The 3,400-nt window shown below is 59.7% G+C and carries 3 protein-coding genes and 1 pseudogene; 2 read left to right on the forward strand and 2 right to left on the reverse strand.

Features of this window, described 5'->3' with window-relative positions; genetic code table 11:
* Positions 1 to 10: 10 nt before the first annotated feature.
* On the forward strand, positions 11 to 1,054 hold the full coding sequence (locus WCA53_RS18985; protein ID WP_423914054.1) for a substrate-binding domain-containing protein: 1,044 nt from the start codon (positions 11 to 13) through the stop codon (positions 1,052 to 1,054).
* A gap of 36 nt (positions 1,055 to 1,090) precedes the next feature.
* On the opposite strand, the gene WCA53_RS18990 is transcribed toward WCA53_RS18985, so the two are convergent.
* Together WCA53_RS18990 and WCA53_RS18995 are read right to left on the reverse strand one after the other, a co-directional pair.
* Complete coding sequence (locus tag WCA53_RS18990; protein WP_423914048.1) at positions 1,091 to 1,315, reverse strand: hypothetical protein; 225 nt, start codon at positions 1,313 to 1,315, stop codon at positions 1,091 to 1,093.
* 2 nt (positions 1,316 to 1,317) lie between these two features.
* On the reverse strand, positions 1,318 to 2,733 hold the full coding sequence (locus WCA53_RS18995) for a YeiH family protein (protein ID WP_423914051.1): 1,416 nt from the start codon (positions 2,731 to 2,733) through the stop codon (positions 1,318 to 1,320).
* A gap of 387 nt (positions 2,734 to 3,120) precedes the next feature.
* On the opposite strand from WCA53_RS18995, the pseudogene WCA53_RS19000 reads away from it, so the two are divergent.
* Positions 3,121 to 3,345 (forward strand): annotated as a pseudogene (locus tag WCA53_RS19000) (glutathione ABC transporter ATP-binding protein GsiA); the annotation flags it as partial.
* Positions 3,346 to 3,400 lie beyond the last annotated feature (55 nt).

Genomic DNA, 3,400 nt, shown 5'->3' on the forward strand with positions numbered 1-3,400 from the left:
TGCTACCTTCATGCACAAACATCTCCGCAGCACTCTCGCAGTCGCATTGCTCGCTGCAGGCATTCATGCTCACGCGGCGAGTGGCCTGCCCAACGCGCCGGCGCCGTTCAACAAGAGGGGAGTGAAGATCGCACTGGTCAATTATCTGTCGACGGGCGATTTCTTCCAGGCATACGAAGCGGGTGCGCAAAAGCAGGCCAAGGCACTGGGTGTCGATTTGCGTATTTATGAAGGCCGCCAGGACGCGACGCAGCAGCGCGATCAGATCCAGCAGGCGATAAACCTTGGCGTATCCGCCATCATCGTCAATCACGGTTTGCCGGAGTCGTTGAAAGACGTCGTGCAGGCGGCGCTCGATAAAGGCATCAAGGTCGTAGCCTTCGACGTCGACCTTGGTAATCCGAAGGTTCCCCAAATCGAACAAAGCGATCATGACCTCGCGACCTTGCTGCTCGATCAGGCACTCAAGGACAACGGCGATGCGTTCTCGGCCGCCTATGTCTATGTCGCGGGATTCGCGCCGCTGGATCGCCGCGATGCCGTATGGAAACAGTTCAAGGTGGATCATCCCAAGGTGAAGGAAGAAGCACGCTTTGGCACCGTCGACAACCCGATCGCGCAATCGGTCGCCAATCAGGCCGCAGCGGCGTATCGCGCGCATCCGGATGTTCGTGTTGTGTTCGCACCGTATGACGAGTTCGCCCGCGGTGCAAAACTCGCGGCCGACGAAGCCGGAATTTCCTCAAAAGTCCGGATCTATAGCGCTGATATTTCCACTGCGGACATTGAAGCCATCCGGGCTCCTAACAGCCCGTGGGTCGCGACCGCCGCCACGAATCCCGCGGTCGTCGGCGCGGTCTCGGTGCGTGCGGCGGCTTTGCTGGTCGCGGGGCAAGACCCAGGACACCGGATAGAGATAAAGCCGGCGCTGATTACACGCGATGACCTGGTGAAGAACAACATCCGGACCATCGCCGAACTGGGATCGAAGTTCAAGGACTTCAAGAGCGCGGACGTGGCCCGCGCGAGCTGGATTCCTGAAGGCAGCGAATAGCAGCACACCGATCGCAAGGCGATCTGTCAGCAATCCTCAAGGGACCGCGCGAAACTCGCCGCACGAATCGTGCGGCGAAACAAGCTGGTCCCGGCGCAGGCAAAGGCGCGTGTCGCCGACGCTTGCGCCATACCCCGAACTAAACGATATCAATCCAGGAATCGTCGCTTCGAGCACGCGACGATCCTGCTCGCAATGCATGCAGGCACCGCACACGTGATCGGCCAAGTCCCCGGCAACAGAATTTCCGGCCGTCATCATGATCATTGTCCGAGCGTTGACCAGTATTGTCCGAACACATGAACGGACAGCAAATACCCGATCACCACATTCACCGCAACGCCGGCCGTGAAAGCGATGAACGGCTTCGCGCCGGTGGCGGATAGATTGCGCAGCCGCGTTGTCAGCCCGATACTCAGGAAGCAGAAGGTGAAGGCCCAGGTTCGCAGGGCGGTAATCGGCGCGACGAATGCGGGCGTCAAGACACTTCTGTATTCGGCAAGCGTGTAATGGCTGCCTATCCACGTGACCAGCGCCGACGCAATCAAAAAGCCGAACACGAACTTGGGAAAGCGCGTCCAGATTTCACGCGCACTCGTCTGCGTCTTGATGGCGCCGACTTCATCGCGATCCCAAAGCGTTGTCGCGACAATGGCGAGCACGAACGCCCAGATGCCGATCCAGATATCGCGTCCAACAACTTTCATCAGGGTGAATGCTTGCAACGAGGCTTCGGGAGCGCCCGCAATCGCACCGCTCGCATGCCTCGCGAGATCGCCATAGGCTTGCGCTGCGGCAATGCCCGCCGCGTCCGCGAATTCGGATGTGCCGATCCACGCACCGGCTACGCCCGTAGGCAAGCTAAGCGCGCGGGCAACAAAGGGCAGCGCGAACACCATCACGATCGCCCACACGACCACTAGCGTAATGGCGACCGATACCTGTTCGCGCTTGGCCCTGACTGCGCCCGCAATGGCAATTGCAGCCGACACGCCGCACACGGCGCCGCCCACGCCGAGCACAGCTGCAAAGCGCTTCTCCAGCCCTAGTGCGCGACTAACCAAAAATATCACGAAGAACGTAATAAGCGACACGACAGTCGCCTGGCCGACCGCGACGGGGCCTGCCCAAACGAGCAACGTGAACGGAAGCGTCGCGCCAAGTAGCACAATGCCGACCTTGATATAGAACTCGACGCGCAACGCCGGCACGAGCCACGCGGGGACTCGTGCCACGTTGGAGACGATCAATCCGAAAGCGAGCGCGATCAAAGGCGGTTCGAGATTGTAGGTCGCTGAACCCGTCCACGCTCCGGCGATAAAGATGAGCATGGACAGGACGAACACGACAAGGAAGCCGGGGAGGAATTGTCCGACGCGCTGCCCGAGGGCCGTGACCGCCACGCCAAAAAGAACCGCGAACGCGACGAAGAGCGCCACGTAACCCGAGAGGCGGTGTGTGAGGTCGCTTGCCGCTTGCGCGATGCTCGACCACTTTGTGGGCGCAACTGCCAGCCACTTGATGCTGGTGCCCGACGCGAACAGCAGATACGCGATCACGATGACACCAAGGCCTATCCACACTGCCCACCAGTCCTCGGTCGCAAACAGGCCGTTACTGGACTGCTCGGGCAGGCGTTTTGATTCGGACGCTGGGCTGCTTGTGTTTAGGTTGCTCATCGACGCCCCGATGCAAGTGAATGTTGGAATGGTGTTGGAATGCGGCGGGCCATGGTGCTAAGACCGCCAGACAAAGCACGCGGCCAGCGGCAACGCGAATTCGTCAGGAGAACGAGCCTGTACCTGTAAAGGCGCGGACTGTCCCGTTCGGATTATTAGCAACAAGCCATAGTGCCTGCAAATATCGATTCGCTATTTCAAAAGACTCAATTGCGCATTAGTCGAGGCGCGGTTTGCAACGGCCAAGCCAGGGCCGGGGAACAAGCTTCCAAGCCGATTTGGCATATCGATAGCGCGAGACATTGGTTCGCAAGCGTCAATACGATTGCTAACCTCAGGAGTTCCGTTATGGCATCTGAATTCGATGCGTCAGCATGAACCCTCAAGGACTTGCTGGTCGAGCTTAAGCAGGAGCTGGGGCTTGCGTACCTCTTCATCTCCCATGACCTGTCGGTCGTGCGCTACATCGCCGACCGGGTGCACGTGATGCAGCGTGGGAAGATCGTGGAGAGCGGACAGCATCATCAGATCTGGAAGCATCCGCAGCACGCTTACACGCGGACCCTGCTCGACGCGATTCCTGGCCGCGCGGTGGCGGATGTCGCGGCCTGATCGACCGCCTGCTCCGTCCATTCGCGCGTGCATTTGACTATGTCCACGCTATAGC

This window comes from Caballeronia sp. (genome assembly GCF_049581465.1).
Classification (GTDB): domain Bacteria; phylum Pseudomonadota; class Gammaproteobacteria; order Burkholderiales; family Burkholderiaceae; genus Caballeronia.

Excerpts from the sequence above, each read along its gene's own strand:
- WCA53_RS18985 (WP_423914054.1), top strand. The coding sequence starts at position 11 with ATGCACAAACATCTCCGCAGCACTCTCGCAGTCGCATTGCTCGCTGCA.
- WCA53_RS18990 (WP_423914048.1), bottom strand. The coding sequence starts at position 1,315 with ATGATGACGGCCGGAAATTCTGTTGCCGGGGACTTGGCCGATCACGTG.
- WCA53_RS18995 (WP_423914051.1), bottom strand. The coding sequence starts at position 2,733 with ATGAGCAACCTAAACACAAGCAGCCCAGCGTCCGAATCAAAACGCCTG.